Origin of the sequence: Acinetobacter sp. ANC 7912, from assembly GCF_039862785.1 — a bacterium.
GTDB lineage: Bacteria > Pseudomonadota > Gammaproteobacteria > Pseudomonadales > Moraxellaceae > Acinetobacter > Acinetobacter thermotolerans.
This window is the reverse complement of the sequence record NZ_CP156795.1, coordinates 973,940-991,338: the sequence shown is the minus strand read 5'-3', so window position 1 is coordinate 991,338 and position 17,399 is coordinate 973,940. Positions and strand designations below refer to the sequence as shown.

At 41.6% G+C, this 17,399-nt stretch carries 18 protein-coding genes; 9 read left to right on the top strand and 9 right to left on the bottom strand.

What is annotated here, in order from left to right; genetic code table 11:
- The first annotated feature begins 1 nt into the window (after position 1).
- Positions 2 to 706, top strand: coding sequence for an endonuclease III (gene nth, locus ABEF84_RS04910; RefSeq protein WP_347455613.1), 705 nt, complete (start codon positions 2 to 4; stop codon positions 704 to 706).
- A gap of 72 nt (positions 707 to 778) precedes the next feature.
- Here the strand turns inward: nth and ABEF84_RS04905 are convergent, their stop codons facing one another.
- From ABEF84_RS04905 to ABEF84_RS04890, 4 genes are all read right to left on the bottom strand, one after another.
- A complete protein-coding gene (locus tag ABEF84_RS04905) occupies positions 779 to 970 on the bottom strand; it encodes a hypothetical protein (RefSeq protein ID WP_347455612.1) in 192 nt (63 codons plus the stop codon).
- Between the two features lie 82 nt (positions 971 to 1,052).
- Positions 1,053 to 1,712 (bottom strand): adenylate kinase, encoded by a 660-nt coding sequence (gene adk, locus ABEF84_RS04900; protein WP_034586393.1) that lies wholly within the window; start codon positions 1,710 to 1,712, stop codon positions 1,053 to 1,055.
- Between the two features lie 84 nt (positions 1,713 to 1,796).
- Complete coding sequence (locus ABEF84_RS04895) at positions 1,797 to 3,113, bottom strand: hypothetical protein (RefSeq protein ID WP_347455611.1); 1,317 nt, start codon at positions 3,111 to 3,113, stop codon at positions 1,797 to 1,799.
- A 66-nt stretch (positions 3,114 to 3,179) separates the two neighbouring features.
- Entirely contained in the window at positions 3,180 to 3,701 is a 522-nt protein-coding gene (locus ABEF84_RS04890) for a hypothetical protein (RefSeq protein WP_347455610.1), read from the bottom strand.
- 237 nt (positions 3,702 to 3,938) lie between these two features.
- Between ABEF84_RS04890 and mrdA the strand changes: the two genes are divergently transcribed.
- Positions 3,939 to 5,969: a penicillin-binding protein 2 gene (gene mrdA / locus ABEF84_RS04885; protein WP_347455609.1), complete on the top strand. Its 2,031-nt coding sequence runs from the start codon at positions 3,939 to 3,941 to the stop codon at positions 5,967 to 5,969.
- A 2-nt stretch (positions 5,970 to 5,971) separates the two neighbouring features.
- The gene (rsmD, locus tag ABEF84_RS04880) at positions 5,972 to 6,532 is read left to right on the top strand and encodes a 16S rRNA (guanine(966)-N(2))-methyltransferase RsmD (protein ID WP_347453754.1); all 561 of its coding nucleotides are present in this window, start codon (positions 5,972 to 5,974) and stop codon (positions 6,530 to 6,532) included.
- Positions 6,533 to 6,622: 90 nt separating this feature from the next.
- On the opposite strand, the gene ABEF84_RS04875 is transcribed toward rsmD, so the two are convergent.
- Complete coding sequence (locus tag ABEF84_RS04875) at positions 6,623 to 6,826, bottom strand: hypothetical protein (protein ID WP_347453753.1); 204 nt, start codon at positions 6,824 to 6,826, stop codon at positions 6,623 to 6,625.
- 243 nt (positions 6,827 to 7,069) lie between these two features.
- Here ABEF84_RS04875 and ABEF84_RS04870 point away from each other — a divergent pair, with 243 nt between their 5' ends.
- From ABEF84_RS04870 to ABEF84_RS04850, 5 genes are all read left to right on the top strand, one after another.
- A complete protein-coding gene (locus tag ABEF84_RS04870; protein ID WP_347455608.1) occupies positions 7,070 to 7,807 on the top strand; it encodes a sulfite exporter TauE/SafE family protein in 738 nt (245 codons plus the stop codon).
- Positions 7,808 to 7,913: 106 nt separating this feature from the next.
- Entirely contained in the window at positions 7,914 to 8,675 is a 762-nt protein-coding gene (locus ABEF84_RS04865; RefSeq protein WP_347453751.1) for a 3-oxoacyl-ACP reductase, read from the top strand.
- Between the two features lie 147 nt (positions 8,676 to 8,822).
- A complete protein-coding gene (locus tag ABEF84_RS04860; RefSeq protein WP_347453750.1) occupies positions 8,823 to 9,146 on the top strand; it encodes a hypothetical protein in 324 nt (107 codons plus the stop codon).
- Between the two features lie 159 nt (positions 9,147 to 9,305).
- Positions 9,306 to 10,238 (top strand): IS5 family transposase, encoded by a 933-nt coding sequence (locus tag ABEF84_RS04855; RefSeq protein WP_347453749.1) that lies wholly within the window; start codon positions 9,306 to 9,308, stop codon positions 10,236 to 10,238.
- A gap of 273 nt (positions 10,239 to 10,511) precedes the next feature.
- Positions 10,512 to 11,726 carry a hypothetical protein gene (locus ABEF84_RS04850; RefSeq protein WP_347453748.1) on the top strand — a complete coding sequence of 405 codons (1,215 nt, stop codon included), beginning with the start codon at positions 10,512 to 10,514 and terminating at the stop codon, positions 11,724 to 11,726.
- Positions 11,727 to 11,766: 40 nt separating this feature from the next.
- Here ABEF84_RS04850 and ABEF84_RS04845 read toward each other — a convergent pair whose 3' ends face one another.
- Positions 11,767 to 12,927 (bottom strand): LuxR C-terminal-related transcriptional regulator, encoded by a 1,161-nt coding sequence (locus ABEF84_RS04845; RefSeq protein WP_347473785.1) that lies wholly within the window; start codon positions 12,925 to 12,927, stop codon positions 11,767 to 11,769.
- Between the two features lie 275 nt (positions 12,928 to 13,202).
- Here ABEF84_RS04845 and ABEF84_RS04840 point away from each other — a divergent pair, with 275 nt between their 5' ends.
- A complete protein-coding gene (locus ABEF84_RS04840) occupies positions 13,203 to 13,691 on the top strand; it encodes a copper resistance protein NlpE (protein ID WP_347453746.1) in 489 nt (162 codons plus the stop codon).
- Between the two features lie 72 nt (positions 13,692 to 13,763).
- Here ABEF84_RS04840 and groL read toward each other — a convergent pair whose 3' ends face one another.
- The 3 genes from groL to ABEF84_RS04825 all read right to left on the bottom strand — a co-directional run bounded on the left by groL (position 13,764) and on the right by ABEF84_RS04825 (position 17,179).
- Positions 13,764 to 15,398 carry a chaperonin GroEL gene (groL, locus tag ABEF84_RS04835; RefSeq protein ID WP_034586365.1) on the bottom strand — a complete coding sequence of 545 codons (1,635 nt, stop codon included), beginning with the start codon at positions 15,396 to 15,398 and terminating at the stop codon, positions 13,764 to 13,766.
- Positions 15,399 to 15,470: 72 nt separating this feature from the next.
- Positions 15,471 to 15,761, bottom strand: coding sequence for a co-chaperone GroES (groES, locus tag ABEF84_RS04830; protein ID WP_034586362.1), 291 nt, complete (start codon positions 15,759 to 15,761; stop codon positions 15,471 to 15,473).
- 542 nt (positions 15,762 to 16,303) lie between these two features.
- On the bottom strand, positions 16,304 to 17,179 hold the full coding sequence (locus ABEF84_RS04825; RefSeq protein ID WP_000102417.1) for an IS982-like element ISAba825 family transposase: 876 nt from the start codon (positions 17,177 to 17,179) through the stop codon (positions 16,304 to 16,306).
- Positions 17,180 to 17,399: the final 220 nt, after the last annotated feature.

Below are 17,399 nucleotides of genomic sequence, written 5' to 3'. Positions count from 1 at the left end.
GATGACCACTGCAAATGGCAAGCCTGTCAAAAACATGACCCGCAAGCAGATTCAGACCTTCTTTGAGCGCCTGCGTGAACAACGTCCCCATCCAAAAACCGAGCTGAATTATTCTAGTCCGTTTGAGTTACTGGTCGCCGTCACCCTTTCTGCACAAGCAACGGATGTCAGCGTCAATAAAGCCACGGATAAGCTGTTCCCTGTTGCCAATACACCAGAAGCCATCTATGCACTGGGTGTGGATGGACTCAAGGAATATATCAAGACCATCGGGCTGTATAATTCTAAGGCCGAAAATGTCATCAAGGCCTGTGAGATGCTGATCAAGAAGCACAACGGTGTGGTACCGAATGACCGTGCCAATCTGGAAGCCTTACCGGGTGTCGGCCGTAAAACGGCAAATGTGGTACTCAATACCGCTTTTGGTCAGCCGACCATGGCTGTTGATACCCATATTTTCCGTTTAGGTAACCGTACCGGCTTGGCTGTAGGTAAAAATGTACTTGAAGTTGAACACCGACTAGTAAAAGTGATTCCCAAAGAATTTATTGTGGATGCGCATCACTGGCTGATTTTACATGGCCGCTACTGTTGTATCGCGCGCAAGCCGAAATGTCATGAATGTGTAGTGTCGGATGTGTGCAACTGGCCAGACCGTTTTGACTTTGGCGCTTTAAAACCCATTGCAGTTAAAAATATTGATTAATCCTATTCTAAAACAAAAAAAGCTGAACTTTGGTTCAGCTTTTTTACGCGAATTCTTCATCTGATAAAAATTCTATTTCTTGTTTTTGTTACGCTGTTCGAATTCTGCCTGAAGTTTTGGATGTAGCTGACGAGCAGGTATTTTGCCGGCATTTTCCCGTTGTTCCTGCTTGTTCACTTTAGTGAGTATACGGGCACTCATGACCACCAGCCCCACGAGAATGACCAAGAACAACACCATGAGCAAGATCAGACCAATTTTCACAGTTACTGTCCCTATACATCCCAATAAAAAGAGCCCTAATATGACTTAGAGCTCTTTGAATGTCAAAATGATCGAAGGTCGATTATTTTGATTGGTCCAGAATCGCGAACAGATCAGTTTGAACTTCGTCGATTGGACGTAAGCCGTTTAGCTTGTCGTAAGTCGGTGCATTTTCACCAGATGCTGCACGGCCTTGGTAGAAGCCAACCAGCTGTTCAGTTTCAGCGTGGTATGCGCCAAGGCGTTTACGGATGGTTTCTTCCTGGTCATCTGGACGTTGAACCAGGTCTTCACCAGTTTCATCATCTTTACCTTCCACTTTTGGTGGGTTGTAAACGATGTGGTAAACACGACCAGAAGCTGGGTGCTGACGACGACCTGAAAGACGTTTTACGATTTCTTCGTCTGGCACATCAATTTCAATCACGTGATCAATTGCGATGCCTTCTTTTTCCAGCGCTTCCGCTTGAGGAATGGTACGTGGGAAACCATCAAAAATGCAGCCATTTGCACAGTCAGGTTGAGCAATACGTTCTTTAACAAGACCGATGATCAACTCATCAGAAACCAAACCGCCATTTTCCATGACGCTTTTAGCTTGTAAACCTAATTCAGTTCCTTCACGAATTGCAGCACGGAGCATATCACCGGTTGAAATTTGTGGGATATTGTAGCGCTTACAGATCAACTGAGCTTGTGTACCTTTACCTGCTCCAGGTGGTCCGAGTAAGATAATGCGCATATATAAACATCCTCATTTTTTAACAATGTATAGGACACCAAATGTCCGGATCTACCCAAAGATATCCGGCATTTCAGCATCTCGTTATAAGAAAGCCACAAACAAATGGATTAAACCCGCGAAAAAACCGGTAACTCCACCGAGTACAATCAGAATCCATTCATCTTCCTGAAATGCAGGACGTAACAGGTTCTGAAACTCTTTCGGTGTTAACTCGCGTATGCGGTCTCTAAACATTTGATAGATTTTCTGTGCACGGCTCGCATTAAACGCAGGGTCGCATACAGGCACCATCGTAATTTCAATCGAGCGATCGATCAAGTCTGTCTTGAGTTTTGCATACTCTTTTGGCCCTAAAGACAACTGTAAAGAGGTCCGAACCAGCGGAGTTTCCATAATTTCGTTAATGTGGCGTTTGACGATCCGGCGGGTTTTGTCTTTTTTCCCACCATACATCATTTCAGTCATGATTGATTTTAACGTAATCAGGTCTTCTGTCACTACGCTCGCGAAGACGTCAGAGACTTCTTCCTGACGTTTCATAAATGCACCTTGTATGTTATAGGTGCCGATGCGCGGAATAACTGGCTTGATCCACGGAAACTTACGATTTTTAGTCAATTCAAAGAACTGTGGGTATTTCACGTAGTGCGGCTCAATCGGGTTAAACACCATCCAGATTGCGATCCAGTTGGTCAGGAAACCCCAAATCGAAGCCCAGAACGGTACAGTCCAGTGCCATGGTACCACGAACCAGACAATCATCTGGAACAGACCAAAGAACATCCCAATCACGGCACTGATATGCCAGATAAAGTTGATCTCTTTCTGCCCCACTTTCAGAAACATGCGTACCATCAGACGACGATCACCTTCCATCTGGCTGACCACCATTTCCCGCATATCTACCAGTGACTCGACGTTCATGGTCAGCTCAGTCACCAGTTGACGCAAAATATTTGGAAGCTGTTTATGCGCTTGAGCATAGATCCGGCGCTTGATCGAATACGGCAGGTTTTCCCAGAGCACTGCATTGCGGTCAATCATCACTTCATCGATCAGGTGTTCCAGTTCAAAACCGACCTGTTCCCCGATGATGCGTGCCATGTCTTCCGGATCCATCGCTTGCAGGAATTCCTGAATCGAGCCCAGTTTTGACAAGGTATTATCAGTGATAATCCCGGAAATCCGGCCTGCCTTACGCGGCACAATGCCCTGCCAACCCACTGGCAGTGGTCCAATATGGAATCCCCAGAAAGTAATTGGATAGAACACCATTTTCAGTGCCATCCAGACGTGTGCCCAGGTAACGAATGCTGTGACAGGTATGATACTCAGCACGGCCCAGAAATCGGGACGTTGCAAAAAGGCTTGCCACAACTCGTTAACGTACTCAAGCATGTATAACTTCCATATGTAATTCTTTAATTCACAGAATACGGTTATTTATCAAGTCGAATATTTTGTCTATAAACTGATACTTAAAGTATAGGAGAATTGTAGTACGGGTTCAGTTTCGGCTACGACATAGCCACTGCGGCTGGTCAGCTTTTCCCCTGCACCGATGCCGACACTGAAGGTACTGATCCGTTCTGAGCTCAGCATGACATAAGCAAGATCTATTCCGCCGCCCAGCTGTGCTTCATATTCCCCATCGACCTGTTTGGTCTGTAGGTGTCCGGTATAAACCCCGACATAATACCCATTTTTGTCCTTTCCTGTGAGATGTGCCGGATATCGAAAGCCAGCTTGAGCACCAAATGTCTTGTCATCGTCCAGAAAAACACCAGCTTTCACATAACCAATCCCATACGGGTTCACCCATTCCGGATTGACATGGATCATTTTCTTGGTAAATCCCGCCCCAATATTCCAAGTACTGGCTTGAGCATCTCCTAATTTTGGCTCAGGCGTGGAAAATATCTGGTCTTGTGCATAAGCCGCATTCGTCATCAAAGCCAATGCCAGTAAAGGGTAAAGTTTGTTCATTCCTTTTCACCAATATCCGTAAATCATTATTGTTTTTAGGTATCTTGCTTTTTATTCACTTTGGACTTTAGCAGAATTATTCCGGTAGTTGTATACAAAGCACCATAATTTTAATGTCTGCAAAGTCAACGTTCAGCACATGGACAGCCAAGTTGTTTTTAAATATCCAAAGCAGGCCAGTTGCGCTAGAATATTCCACTTTCTTTTAATCCGTGTTCAGGTCTAAGTCGATCTCGTATGAAGCAACATTTTCCCCTAAAAAATGTACAGCAGGAAAAACGCATTTATCGCAATCGTGTGTTTTTCTCGATTGGCTTGGTCACCATCTGCATGCTGCTTTTGGTTAGTCGCTATGCCTACCTGCAGATTGTCAGCTATGATAAGTTTAATACCGCTTCCGACCAGAACCGTATCCGGCTGCAACCCCTAGCCCCTGCCCGTGGTTATATCTATGACCGTAATGGGATTTTGCTGGCAGACAATTATCCGGTCTTTACCGCGACCATGAGTCGTGCTGATGTCGAAGACATTGAAGGAACGATCAAGCGACTGACGCCGATTCTGGAACTGACTCAGGAAGATATTGACCGTTTCCACAGCCGAATCCAGACTGCACGTAAAACTGAACGCGTCTCAATCAAGCTTAACCTGACCGAAAATGATATTGCCCGTTTCAGTGAAGTGAAATATCAGTTCCCAGGTGTGAAGATTGACACCCAGATGACCCGTTACTATCCACATGGTGAGCTGTTTGCGCACGTGATTGGTTATGTGGGCCGGATTAACGATAAAGAACTGAAAGAAATTGATAAGGATCTATATGCCGGCACCAACCTGATCGGGAAAATCGGGGTCGAAAAATACTATGAAGATCTGCTGCATGGCGTACCAGGGAATGAATCGGTAGAAGCTGATGCCCATGGTAATGTGCTACGTCACCTGGGACGTAAAGAGCCGGTTCGCGGCAATGATATGTATCTCTCTCTCGACTACGGTTTGCAAATGGTCGCATCAGAACAGCTGGCTGGCCGTCGCGGTGCCATTATTGCCATGGATCCGAATACTGGTGAAATTCTGGCACTAGTCTCCAGTCCAAGTTTTAACCCGAACCTGTTTGTCACCGGGATCAGCTCTAAAGATTATGCTTTTCTACGCGACAACTTAGATCAGCCACTATATAACCGTGCCGTGCAAGGGGTTTACCCTCCTGGCTCTACGATCAAGCCTATGTTTGGTCTCGGTGGCCTGCACTATGACTTGATTGACTGGGGCACAGCTATTTCCGATCCAGGCTATTTCTCCTTACCAGGTGATTCACATAAATTCCGTGACTGGCGTAAATCTGGCCATGGTAGCGTCAACCTACATAAGGCACAGGTGATTTCCTGTGATACCTTCTACTATATTCTGGCCTACCGCATGGGTATTGAGCGTATGAATGAGTGGATGCGCCAGTTTGGTTTTGGTGAAAAAACTGGGGTCGATTTACCAAGTGAAAGTTCCGGTCTGTATCCAAGTCCGGAATGGAAAATGCGGACCCGTAAATCCAAGTGGTTACGTGGTGAAACCATTTCCGTCAGTATCGGTCAGGGTGCCTTTACTGCCACCCCATTACAATTAGCCATGGCGACCGCGATTACCGCTAACCAGGGTTCGCATGTGACCCCACACGTGCTGCGTGACAGCAAAGGTGCCAAAGCCTACAAAGCGCATAATGCCCCGGATGGTAAAATCCAGTTTAACGGCAAACCTGAAGACTGGGCCAAAATGCGTGATGCCATGGTGGATGTGGTAGAAGCCGGTACAGGTCGCGGTATTCGCACTCCGATGTATCTGATCGCTGGTAAGACCGGTACCGCCCAGGTGAAAAGTATTGCACAGGGTAAACGCTATAATGAAGCCCTGCTGACTGAGCGCCAGCTCGACCATGGCCTGTTCGTTGGGTTTGCCCCTGCGGATAAACCACAGATTGCCGTCGCCATTATTTGGGAAAATGGTAAACACGGTGCTTCTGCAGCACAATTAGCACGTCCTATTTTTGACTATTGGCTACTGAAACGTAAAAAAGAGCCAATTGTGCCATCAGCCCACCAAATTAGTGGCGGCCTGATGACAGCAGGTATTAAACCAGGTGAACTGCCAAGCGGTTCAGGCATTCTCAGCCCGGATAGTGCGGCCACCCCAGCCAGCCAGCAACAAAACCACAATACCGGTGCAGCACATCCGGCTGCACCTGCACGTCCAGCCACTGCGGTTGAAGGAGATTAAACATGAAAAATCAGCTGCGTATTATTGGTGGTGACTGGAAACGTCGTCAGCTGGCTTTTGCCAGTATTGAAGGCTTACGCCCGACACCTGACCGTGTTCGCGAAACTTTGTTTAACTGGCTGATGTGGGATGTACAGAATGCTAAAGTACTAGACATTTGCACTGGCTCTGGTGCGCTGTCTTTTGAAGCCTTATCCCGTGGTGCATCCAGTGTCGTCATGATTGAACCTGATCGTACCCAGGCACAGTTTCTCACTCAAAATCTGGAGCTCTTAAAAGTCACCAAAGCACGTGCCCAGCTCAAAATCACGACGGCGCAACAGGCCCTGCCCAATTTAAAAGATCAGTTTGATCTGGTATTTCTGGACCCCCCGTATAGCCTGAATTTATGGACTGAACTGGCTGAACTGGCTGATCCATTGATTCAAACTAATGGCTTGATTTACGTTGAAGCCGACCGTGAATTACAGACTTTACAACTTCCCGCTTCATGGCAATTGATTAAAAACACAAAAGCTGGAACGGTTCGTGCTGGACTCTATCAGAAAAACGTCAGTGCATAACCCTAACTTTGCACAACATAAAAAAGGATTCCATTAAGGAATCCTTTTTTATTATATAGAGAGTAATAATTAAAACTATGGACCATCCTATTAACGGCTACGTCGCCAGTCACGGTTGTCACGATCACGGTTCCAATCACGATTATCCTTATGTTTCCATTTTCCATCATGATCCCGGTCATAATGGCCATGACGGTCGCGATGACCACGGTCATCATCATAATATGGATCCATCACACAGCCAGTCAGGGCGACTGCCAATACCGATGACAGCACTATCATTTTTTTCATCATGTTGATCACCTCTCTCCTTCACCCTGTCAGTATCAGACCTTTTCATGAAGAGTAATCGGAGCAAATGTTGATCTATTGTTTGAGTTTGTTTGCGTTTTATACATATTAAAATCAGCTAAATACTTTTTTGCCTAAACCTTTTATCAAACCCTGAACTTAGGTTTGCATAAATACAGCTAAGGATAAGCTTGGATTTTCAGGCTAGTTTCTAAATACTACATTTTTTCTAAAGTACTGATCTGTATGAACTGGCTATTATTTATTCTCGGTGCAATGGTGGCAGGCTTCGTACAGGGTCTGACCGGTTTTGCCTTTGCTCTTGTTGCCATGTCATTCTGGGTTTGGGGGCTCAGTCCACAGCTCGCCGCACCTTTAGTGGTTTTTGCTTCCGTCTGGAGTCATATCATTTCACTTCCGAATGAGCCTAAAACGACACATTTAAAGAAAGCACTCTATCTGCCCTATTTAATTGCCGGGCTGATCGGTGTGCCACTCGGTACTTGGTTATTGAACATTGTCGAAGCTGAAACTTTCCGTATCTTACTCGGGATATTTCTGGTCATCTGGTGCCCACTGATGTTATTGAACCCTAAAATCAAATCGATTCAGCATTCCGGCAAGACAGTCGATGCTTCGATTGGTCTGATTGGTGGAGTTCTAGGGGGACTGGGCGGATTCTGCGGTTCTGTGCCTTCAGCATGGTTAATGCTCAAACAGCTTCCGAAAGAGCAGCAGCGTTATATCTTGCGCCACTTCAATTTTGCTATTCAAGTCTTTACTCTGGCTGCTTATCTCTTGCACGGGACTTTAAATCAGAATCATTTACCCTATCTGGCCATACTCATTCTAGCAGTTAGCATTCCTGCCATTCTGGGTGCACGGCTATTTCATCGTATCTCGGAACAACGCTTTAAACAGATTGTACTGGGACTACTGTTTAGTTCAGGCTGTTTTCTACTCATCAAAGCGCTGATGATTTAAGCAAAGAAAAAATGTCAAAGTTTTGCATTGCTTTGCATCCAATGGGATTGCTGCTAAGGTAATCCAAATCATTTTATTCAAAATTGAACTATGCAGATATTGAACTATGCAGATTCGTGATCAAATTGTACTTGTAACAGGCGGTGCTCGTGGCCTTGGTCTAGCTATTACACAACAACTGATTCAGGAAGGTGCCAGTGTCGTGGTGAACTACTTGAGTAGTAAAACCCAAGCAGAAGCTTTACAAGACCAATACCCAAAACAAGTATTTGCCTATCAGGCTAATGTCACTCAGGCGGATCAGGTCAAAGCGATGTTTGCTGCAGCAAAAGCCCATTTTGGTGAGGCTATTCATTCTGTTGTAAATAATGCCCTGATCCAGTTTGAGTTTAATGGGGATGCACGTCCTAAAGTGGAAGACCTGACCTGGGAAGCCATGTCTCAACAATTCAGTGGTGCTGTACAAGCATGTCTGAATACCACTCAAGCGGCACTGGATGATATGAAACAGGCTCACTTTGGCCGTATCGTGAATATTGGGACTAACCTCGTGCAAAACCCGGTCGTGCCTTATCACGACTACACCACCGCAAAAGCTGCCCTGTTGGCTTTTACCCGCACGACAGCACAGGACTTGGGGCAATACGGTATTAACGTCAATATGCTTTCAGGCGGTCTGTTACAAATGACGGATGCCAGTAAAGCAACACCCGATTTTGTGTTTGACCTGATTGCGCAGTCCACTCCGCTCCGCCGAGTAATTACACCAGAAGAATTTGCTTCAGCCATCCTGATGTTTTTGTCTCCTTATTCACGTGCTGTGACTGGTCAAAACCTGATTGTCGATGGTGGTCTGGTAAAAGGCTAAGACTTAAATCTTGTGCAGTGATGATCAATCAATAAATCATGCTGCACAATACCTCATATTTTGATCAATCGCAGAGCCAACCAAGGTTCAACCTTTAAAAATCCGCTTAAAATATCAGAACTCCCTTCTCTCTATCTGATACCTAAAATGAAAGCCTTTGCAGCACTCAGTCTTATGCTCTGTCTTACAGCATGTTTATCCAATGATGCTCAAAAAGCTAAACAGATGTTAAAGCTGTTTCATTGCAATGGTATTGAATCCTCACAGATGCAGCATAATAGCGTGACTCAATATTTCGAACAGTCCTTATATAGCTCAAAAAGCAAAGCGGAATCGTATATAGAAAAATATGAAAATGGCGAAGAACCTGCAGAGATGCCTTTATATGATGCAGTGACTCAGCAATATGATTTATATAAATCAGCTTGTCAGAATTTGGGGGGGATTCCGGCTAAAGAGAGCTCCTCATAATAAAGAAACCTGAATTAATATTACCACTATTAATTCAGACACATAATTTAGTTTATTCTTGGATAAACTATCAAAAATATATTTAAAGATTTATTAATATGTAATGGCTTTGTTGCACAAACCTATCTGTAAAGGCTTTTTCAGCGATATAATTTTCAAATGAAGAAGCCTACACATAAAATCTACCACACAACCAATTGGCCCGCATATAACCGAGTACTCATGAGTCGCGGAAATATTGCCATTTGGTTTGATCCTGCTACGCAATGGTATGCTCCATCAAAAGGCAAACAAGGGCGAAATCAAACCTACTCCGACGCAGCTATCCAATGCTGCTTAATGATTAAATCCTTATTCCGTCTATCTTTACGTATGGTCACTGGCTTTGTGCAAAGTCTGATTGAACTTTGCGGATTAAATTGGACCGCACCAGATTACAGTACGCTTTGTAGAAGACAAAAGCATATTGATATTGCAATCAGCTACCAAAAAAGTAGCGAGGGGCTGCATCTACTTGTAGACTCTACAGGCATGAAGTTTCTAGGTGAGGGCGAATGGAAACGCAAGAAACATGGACCTGAATATCGTCGCCAATGGCGTAAACTACATATTGGTATAGATGCCAAAACCCTACAAATACGCGCTATTCAGCTCACAATCAATAATGTCAGTGATTCACAGGTGCTTGGTGATTTACTTAATCAGATTCCACAAGATGAGCAGATTGACTCTGTTTATACCGATGGAGCTTATGACACCAAGCAATGCCGTCAGGTCATTGCAGATCGGCAAGCACATGCGGTGATTCCACCTAGAAAAAATGCGAAACCATGGAAAGATAGAAAGAGTAGCTCGCTAGAGCGAAATGAATTACTTCGAACAGTTAAACGTTTAGGCAGGACATTATGGAAAAAATGGTCAGGCTATCATCGCCGCAGTTTGGTGGAAACCAAGATGCATTGCATCAAATTATTAGGCGATAAATTAATGGCAAGAAGCTTTCCTAGTCAGGTGAATGAAATTCATGCACGTGTAGCAGTCCTCAACCGATTTACGGAATTAGGTCGACCACTTACCCAAATTACGCCTTAAATTTGGCTCAATTAGGGGCGCTTTGCATTTCAAATCTTTGTGCAACAAAGCCATATGTAATTTTAAAAAATCTCTTTTTAAATCAATCATAATTATATTTAATATTTTTCAATTCAAATTCTAACTTACTTCTTTTCGTCTAATATAAAAGTACAAATCATTTATTAATAACAACCCTATTCAATATTTAAATGTATACCCTCCCTAAATAGGGATATCACCTTATTCATATGAATCTTTATATTAACAAGACTAATACATGAGGGAACCGAAATGAAAAAAACATTACTCGCACTTACATTATCTGGGCTATTAACTGCTTGTGGCGGGGACTCATCAAATGATTCTTCATCTACACCTCAACCACCACAAAGTTCATCAAAAATTGGTGTATTGACTGATGGTGTCATTATAGGTGCAAATTACACCATTAATGGTGTGACTAAGCAGACCAACGATCGTGGAGAATTTGAATATCAAGAAGGAGATGAAATCACCTTTAGTGTTGGAGATATTCCAATTGGGACTGTGAAGGCAGCTGAACGAATTACACCTCTTGAATTAGCAAAAGATGAAAAAGCTCAGCTTAATCTAATGGTTTTCTTACAATCACTTGATACAGAAGGTGATCATGATGATGGGATCACAATCCCACCAGATCTTTCATCAATTTCTAAAGAAACAATTAATTTTTCAGCAGCACCCGAAGAATTTGCTCAAAACTTACAAACTCAACTAAAAAATATTCCTGAACTCCAAAATAAGAGTGTAGTTAGCCCAGAAAAAGCTAAAGAAAATTTTAGTAAAACCATATTAAAAGATATTGCAGGTATCTGGTATGTTCAAGGTACTGAAGAAGATGAATCACCGATAGCTCTGATTATTAAAGAAGATGGCAGCTATATCATGGGTGAGGTTGTTCTTAATGATGAAGAAAAAGAGTTCAATGGTATGGAAGTAGGGAAAATTGATTCATATGACCCTATTACTGGCATATTTACTGCGTCCGCCACCCTTGATACTAACCAAGATTGGGGTCTAACTGATTTTGGAAAACCTCGAAATATGGTACTTCAATTCGATGGTACTCAACTTCTCATTCAAGAAGAAAAGAACCCTGAGGAATCAGCTACCTTTAGCCGACTACCAAATACAGTAAATGGAATTATAGGGGTATGGCAAAGCCCTGCTTCCCATATCTTTATTTTCAATGCAAACAATACTTATTTACTACTCGATCCAGTGGGTGATGACCAAGTAGAACCTGGAGATACACCTTGTGGTGGCCCTGGGATTGAATATGGAAAATATCGTGTTTTAGATAATAAACTCTACATCGATCCTCGAGATATTATCATTGACACCAATGGTTGTGCAGGTTTATCAGATACGAATGCGCAATCAGGTCTTTCCCTGAATGTTCAGGCAGATAAACTAACCTTCACAGTTGCAGGAGAAGGTAGCTATACCTTAAATCGGTACAAATAATAATTTACACATACTTAGCCTAATCCTTGATTAGGCTAAGTTATTCAATATGCTCAAAATTTAAAGTTAAGCCCATCAACAACCGAAGTAATTCCACTTGGGAAGTACATTTGGTCTTAGAATAAATCGTTTTCAAATAAGTTCTTAAGGAGCTCATGGTAATTTTACAGTACTGACTAATACTCTCTAAATCATAGCCATTTAAAAATAGCTCACAAATTTCAATTTCTCTTGGTGATAAACCATATACCTCTTTCATGACCTTAGTAGACAGTGAATATCGAGAATTTAATTGACTGATAAAAATTGCGACTGCTTTATTAATCTTTATAAATTCATGATCTGGAATATAATTTAAAGGCACTATAGTTAGCATCAGTGGATGCTCTTCTGCGTTTTTAATACAGAGTACTCCACCTATTTCATGATTGATTGCAGCTTTAGAGTTTTTATTTAACACACTTTGGATCAGGCTTTCTAATTGTGGCTGGTACTGTGCTAAGGTTTTTATACGTTGCTTTTGATCAACCCATAATAACTGGGTTTGATTCAGAATATTTTGAGCATACTGGTTGCTGAATCTAAGCTCCATATTTTCATTCAGTAAAATAACACCCACTTTTAATTTATCCAGAATTTGAGTGTTTTTACTATTTTCATTTTTCAATTCAATAATCTGTCGATAAATTTGCAGTGATCGTCTTAGATGCTTTCCGAATCTTTCCAGTATTTTTTTATCCTGTTCACTATAACTCTCCAATTGATCTGCACGATGGACTGCGAACATCGCCCATTTATAAGCTCCATGCTCCAATAACACCCCATTCAGATAGCGTATATTGGAAGGTTTTAGACACTTTAAATAAAATTTTTGTGCATCTGTATTTTGCATAAGCTCATAGGGTTTACTATCCAAGGTATAGCAACGCCCAACGCCCAATGCTTTCATGGTCTCCCCATGTAATTTCATATCAATGACATCAAGATGTTCTTTATGGTAATTTGCCAGGCCTTCAGCAGGAATATTATGGGTCAATACAAAATTCTGTTCAGGATTTAATTGGTCCAGATAGGTATAAATCGCCGTAGTACTCTTGGTAAATGCAACAATTTCTCCCAATACTTTATTCCAAAACTCTGGATTTAAGGCAGCATCATAAATGAGTTCAATAATTTCATTTTCTTTATCACTTAACATCATCCCCTCCTTACCCACTGATAATAAAGATTGAGCGATTTAGGCAAAAGATGCACTTCTTGTATAGCGTCTTATTTCTGCCTGTATTCTTCTTTCGAGGTTTTATCGCTTCTACTTCATAGTTCTCTTTTTTAAATATTAAATTAGATTAAATCTCTAATGGCTTTCTTTGAGCACATTGCTTAGCAACAATACTATCATTTACAAAGTTCCACTACTTTTTTGATTTCTAAATTTTTATCTTTTAAATTAAGAAATATATTCATGAGTTCAGAAAAATGAAAAATACTCTCCTTCTTGTTACAGTTACGATAGTCGCCTTAGGATTAACTGCATGCTCTAAAACCCAACAACCTTCAACTGTAGAAAATCCTGATCAACAAACAGCTATGCAAAACAATGCACCAAGTATGCCAAAGAATACTACTGTCGGGGATACTGCAGAAACTTCATTGGACTGGGCGGGTGAATATAAAGGGACTTTCCCTTGTGCGGATTGTGAAGGAATCAATATAGAACTGGAGTTACATCCAGACAAAACTTATGAACTCAAAGAAGAGTATATTTCAGACACTAAAAATACCGAAGTAAAAACTAAAGGTAGTTTTAGCTTCGATCCGAATCAGCCTTCCATCATTACACTGGACGAAAAAGGTGAAAACCGTAAATTCTTTGTTGGAGAAAATTTTGTCGAAGTCCGCGATATCCAGACAGGCGAGAAAATTAATAGCAGTCTGAATTACAAGTTAGTGAAAGAGATGAATTAAATTATATAAATAGCCCAATAAAAAATCCCCGCAAAAGCGGGGATTTTTTTGGATCAATGATCGGATGATGAATTACATCATGCCGCCCATGCCACCCATGCCGCCCATGTCAGGCATAGCAGGTTTGTCTTCTGGGATTTCAGTGATCATACATTCTGTAGTCAGCATCAGGCCAGCAACAGAAGCTGCATGTTCAAGCGCAGAACGAGTCACTTTCGCTGGATCCAGGATACCCATTTCCAGCATGTCGCCGTATTCACCAGTTGCAGCGTTGTAACCAAAGTTACCTTCACCATTCTTCACAGCGTTAATCACAACAGATGGTTCATCACCAGCGTTGGCAACGATTTGACGAAGAGGGGCTTCAATTGCACGACGAAGAATGTTGATACCTACGTTTTGGTCATCGTTGGCACCAGTTACACCGTCAAGCGCTTTAGCAGCACGTACCAGCGCAACACCACCACCTGCAACTACACCTTCTTCAACTGCAGCACGAGTTGCATGAAGTGCATCATCTACGCGGTCTTTCTTCTCTTTCATTTCAACTTCAGTTGCAGCACCGATTTTAATCACTGCTACACCGCCAGCCAGTTTAGCTACGCGTTCTTGAAGTTTTTCTTTGTCGTATTCAGAAGTAGACTCTTCGATTTGAGCACGGATCTGTTGAACACGTTCAGAAATTTGTTCTGGGTTACCAGCACCATCAACGATTACTGTATTTTCTTTAGATACAGTCACTTTGTGTGCAGTACCTAAGTGTTCAAGTGTAGTTTGATCCAACTGCATACCGATTTCTTCAGAAATGACAGTACCGCCAGTCAGGATCGCGATGTCTTGCAGCATTGCTTTACGACGGTCACCGAAGCCAGGTGCTTTAACCGCACATACTTTGATGATACCGCGCATGTTGTTGACAACCAGAGTAGCCAGCGCTTCACCTTCCACATCTTCAGCAATGATCAGCAGTGGTTTACCAGTTTTCGCAACAGCTTCCAGAACAGTGATCAGTTCACGGATGTTGCTGATTTTCTTGTCAACCAACAGGATGTATGGGTTTTCAAGCTCAGCAGTTAAAGTGTCTTGTTTGTTTGCGAAGTATGGAGAGATATAACCGCGGTCAAACTGCATACCTTCTACAACGTCAAGCGCGTCTTCGAAGCCAGAACCTTCTTCAACAGTGATTACGCCCTCTTTACCTACTTTTTCCATTGCTTGCGCAATCAGTTTACCAACAGTAGTGTCAGAGTTCGCAGAGATCGAACCAACTTGTTCAATCGCTTTAGAATCAGAAGCAGGTTTTGCAGTTGCTTTGATTTCAGCTACCAGAGATTTAACCGCAATGTCGATACCACGTTTCAGGTCCATTGGGTTCATACCCGCTGTTACTGATTTGATACCTTCATTCAGGATTGCTTGAGCAAGTACAGTTGCAGTTGTTGTACCGTCACCTGCGATGTCATTAGTTTTTGAAGATACTTCGCGAACCAGTTGAGCACCCATGTTCTCGAATTTGTCTTTTAAAGTGATTTCTTTCGCAACAGAAACACCATCTTTAGTGATGTGTGGTGCACCGAAAGAACGGTCGATGACAACGTTACGGCCTTTAGGACCAAGGGTCACTTTTACTGCATCTGCAAGAATGTTCACACCAGCAATCATTTTGCTGCGAGCTGAATCACCAAATTTTACGTCTTTAGCTGACATGTTTGACTCCAAATATTTTTATATCTTTACAAAATCTGAAATGGAATATGTAAGATCGTTTTTTAGCGAAGATTAGTCTTCCAGAACCGCTAAAATGTCAGATTCTTTCATGATGAGAAGTTCTTCACCGTTTACTTTTACAGTTGTACCCGCATAGGTACCGAACAATACTTTGTCGCCAACTTTTACATCTAACGCGCGTACGCCATTGTCAGTGATTTGACCATTACCAACTGCAATAATTTCCCCTTGCGCTGGTTTTTCTGCAGCAGAACCTGGAAGTAAAATACCGCCAGCTGTTTTAGTTTCTTCTTCAACACGACGAATAACAACGCGGTCATGTAATGGACGAATGTTGCTCATATTTAACTCCATCAGACTAAGTCTTTTTTTGATGACTGATGATGACTCATTATTCCCTGGTCACCATCAAAACTTTTTGATGTCCTTTTTATGGAGATGGAATAAATCGCTTCAAGGGCTAAAACAAAAAAAAATTCATTTTTTTTAATTTTTTTAGTAGGAGAATCTTGTTTTTGGTTATTTTTTAATCCATTCAACCTCAGAATTAGACCCGGCTTTAGTATTTTTCATCATTTTCTTTGCGTGACAACACTTTTAGAGACTTTTATAGGAAATGTTTTAGACAAAAATAAGGAAACTCATTAAAGTCAAAATTGAGCAAAATAACCTACTTCTAAAGTGTAAATTTCTTTTACGCCAGAGATCTAGATTTAAGTTCCCTTCGCTCTTTCATTCTTCTCTTCTTAAGACTTCAACATTATATAATGTTCTGCTAGATAGGCATTCGCATGGAAGAGATGAATATGCGTTATTCACCTTTTGGCAACTGACTAAAGCCTGATCCTTATGCCCTACTTATTTATATAACGCCAATCTCAACTTTAAATAAGCTTTTCAAATTGAATCGGCGAATAACCACATTTTTTATTCATAACGACGCAGACCGTATGTGACAAAATCTTTCTGATAAAACGATGCGATAAATGCCATAAATCTCTTGCCCTTACTTTTTGAATATTAAAGCGATCAGTTAATTGACCAATGACCGTTTCAATTTTCCTTCGTGCTCTCATAAGCAACCTCATTGATTCTTGAGATCTAGAGTCCGGCATATTCTTTCTTAAAGGAGTTTGTAGATCAACATACTGAAATTTATAGTATTCTTTCAAGCTGGGTCTTAAGTAACCTTTATCTGCACCTAGTAACCCATGAATATTTTCTGTGATTTCTGGTGCAACATCACGCTCATCTACATTTGCTGGAGCGAAAGTATAGCCAGTAATCATACCCTCCAAATTAATTACAAGATGCCCTTTAAAACCATAGTATTTCTCTTGTTGTGCAGCACAATAACTAAAACCTGCATGTTCTTTGAAATTCTTGTGTCTTTTTGCTCGACTATAACGACAAACAGGTATAGGAAATCCATCAATAAAATGAATATGATCCTGACCATAATGTGCAGTTAATTGGGCTGTGATTTTTTGATGAACTTGCCATAAGTTTGCACAATGCTTACAAAAGTTAGGATATGAACCTAAATGAGGGAACCAACTTAAGTAATTGTTTTTAAAAAACATCCATATGCTTTTATCCGTATCCATTTTGAGACACTCACCAACAATTTGCATTGTGATAATTTCAATATCGGTTAAAGCAGGTGGAAAACCACGTTTTCTTAATGGTTCAGAGACTATAGTTGGGTAAATTTCCTCTATGATTAAATAGACAATGATGATAAATTCTTCAGTGGACATAACTGTAATTTTATTTTCATAGACGGATTTAAAATGAGGTTATGTCCTTTTTATTTCAATGACTTAAAAAGTTGAGATTGGCGTTTATATAGCTAATTTATAGACGACGATCAGTTGTGTCAGAAAAATTACAAAAGTTAAGATTAAAAATTTCATCCAAGAACCCTAATACCAACTCTATACTTCAACAACGTGAGTTGAATCGCTTGGGCACAATAAA